This is a genomic window from Microbispora amethystogenes, assembly GCF_016863015.1.
Classification (GTDB): domain Bacteria; phylum Actinomycetota; class Actinomycetes; order Streptosporangiales; family Streptosporangiaceae; genus Microbispora; species Microbispora amethystogenes.
Map to the genome: position 1 here is coordinate 1 of NZ_BOOB01000104.1, position 2437 is coordinate 2437.

The 2437-nt window shown below is 69.7% G+C and carries 2 protein-coding genes; one reads left to right on the forward strand and one right to left on the reverse strand.

The window, feature by feature from the left end; all coding sequences use genetic code 11:
• Window positions 1-1660 (forward strand): ThuA domain-containing protein (locus tag Mam01_RS35845; RefSeq protein WP_204289663.1); only part of this gene is annotated, 1660 nt, incomplete at its 5' end.
• 73 nt (window positions 1661-1733) lie between these two features.
• Here the strand turns inward: Mam01_RS35845 and Mam01_RS35850 are convergent.
• Window positions 1734-2437 (reverse strand): RICIN domain-containing protein (locus Mam01_RS35850; RefSeq protein WP_204289664.1); only part of this gene is annotated, 704 nt, incomplete at its 5' end.

Genomic DNA, 2437 nt, shown 5'->3' on the forward strand with positions numbered 1-2437 from the left:
GAAAGCCGCGAAGGTCTTACTGAGCGTGTCGGCGGCGGCCGCCGCGCTGGTCGCGAGCGTGTCGCTGCCGACCGCCGTCCAGGCCGCCGACCCGGCCTACAAGGTGCTCGTCTTCTCCAAGACGGCCGCGTTCCGGCACGACTCGATCCCCACCGGCATCCAGGCCATCCGTGACCTGGGCGCCGCGAACAACTTCACCGTGGACGCCACGGAGGACGCGAACGCGTTCACGACGGGCAACCTCGCGCAGTACAAGGCCGTGGTCTTCCTCAGCACCACCGGCGACGTGCTGAACGCCACCCAGCAGACCGCCTTCCAGTCGTACGTCGACGGGGGCGGCGGATACGTCGGCGTCCACTCCGCGGCCGACACCGAGTACGACTGGCCCTACTACGGGCAGCTCGTGGGCGCCTGGTTCAACAACCACCCGGCGATCCAGCAGGCGACCGTCAGGACCGAGGACACCACGCACCCGGCGACCTCCGGCCTCTCGGCGACGTGGTCACGGACCGACGAGTGGTACAACTACCGCACCAACCCGCGCTCCACGACCCACGTGCTGCAGACCCTGGACGAGAGCAGCTACAGCGGCGGGAACATGGGCGACCACCCGATCACCTGGTGCCACCCGCAGGCGTCCGGCCGGTCGTTCTACACGGGCATGGGTCACTCGATCCAGTCCTACTCCGAGCAGGGCATCCGCACGGTGCTGCTGGGCGGCATCAGGTACGCCGCCGGGATGGTGCAGGCCAACTGCGCCCCGCCCGGCAACGGCAACGGCTCGACGGTCGAGGCCGAGTCCTACACCTCGCAGTCGGGCGTCCAGCAGACCACCCAGAGCACGGCCGGCGGCGGCAAGGCCGTCGGCTTCATCGAGAACAACGACTGGGCGGGTTACTCCTCGGTCAGCACGGTGGGCGCGACCGGGTTCACCGCGCGGGTGTCCTCCGCCGGCTCGGGCGGCACCATCCAGATCCGCTCAGGCTCGCAGACCGGCACCTTGCTCGGCCAGGTATCCGTGCCGGTGACCGGCAACTGGGACACCTTCACGACCGTGTCCACGACCCTCAACGGGTCGGGGTCGGGCCCGCTCTTCCTGGTCTTCACCGGAGGGTCCGGCTATCTGTTCAACGTGGACTCGTTCTCCCTCACCAAGTCCGGCTCCAGCCCGAGCCCGAGCCCGAGCCCGAGCCCGAGTCCCAGCCCGAGCCCGAGCCCGAGTCCGAGCGCCAGCCCGAGCCCGAGTCCCAGCCCGAGCGCCAGCCCCACTCCCACCAGCCAGACGGTCGAGGGTGAGGCGTACACCGCGCAGTCGGGCCTGCAGCAGGCGAACCACACCACCGCGAGCGGCGGAAAGACCGCCGGCTACATCAACAACGGCGACTGGGCGGCGTACTCGCAGGTGAACACCCAGGGCGCGAAGACGTTCTCGGCGCGGGTGTCCTCCGGTGGCTCCGGCGGGACGATCCAGATCCGGTCCGGGTCGCAGAACGGGACGCTGCTCGGCCAGGTCGCGGTCTCGTCCACCGGAAGCTGGGACACCTTCGCGACGGTCTCGACCACGCTGAACGGCTCGGCGTCCGGACCGCTGTACCTCGTCTTCACCGGCAACGGCACCGGCTACCTGTACGACCTCGACACCATCACCGTCACCAAGTGACCCGCTGACGCCGATGACGCGGCGGCCCGGCGGCGAGGACGTCTCGCCGCCGGGCCGTCTCGCTGGGGAGGGGTCAGCTCCGGGTCCACTTCTGGCTGGTCGTGCCGGTGCAGGACCACAGCTGCACCTTCGTGCCGTTCGCGGTGCCGAAGTTGCTCGCCTCCAGGCACTTGCCCGACTGCACGCCGGTGATGGTGCCGTCGGAGTTGACGTTCCACTGCTGGTTGCCCTGGCCGTTGCAGTCCCAGATGATCGCCCGGGTGCCGTTCGCGGTGCCGCCGGCCTCGGCGTCCAGGCACTTGTTGCCGTACACCTGCAACTGCTTCGACGAGGTGTACGTCCACTGCTGGTTGGACTGGCCGTTACAGTCCCAGAGGTTGAGCTGGGAGCCGTTGGCGGTGCTCGCGCCCGGAACGTCCAGGCAGCGGCCCGCGTTGACGTTGCGCACCGCCGTCGCCCCGCCGCCCGGAGAACTCGGAGAAGCCGACGGCGACGGACCCGAGGTGTCGGGGGGCAGGAGCGTGACGGTGTAGGTGTCGTCGACGCTCGTGTGCGGGACGTTCACGGTGGCGTTGTTGTTCGACACGTTCACCACCGTGTTCTGCACGGTGACCGGGCCGCTGACGGCGCCGCCGCCGCTGTAGGGGATGCGCTCCACGACGACCCGCACCTGGTTGTTCTGCACGATGCCGCTGGTGGTGTCGAGGCGCTGCAGGTTGACCGCGACGTTGCCCGTCGTACGGCCGCCGCCGACCAGGATCTTGGCGTTCCCGGCGT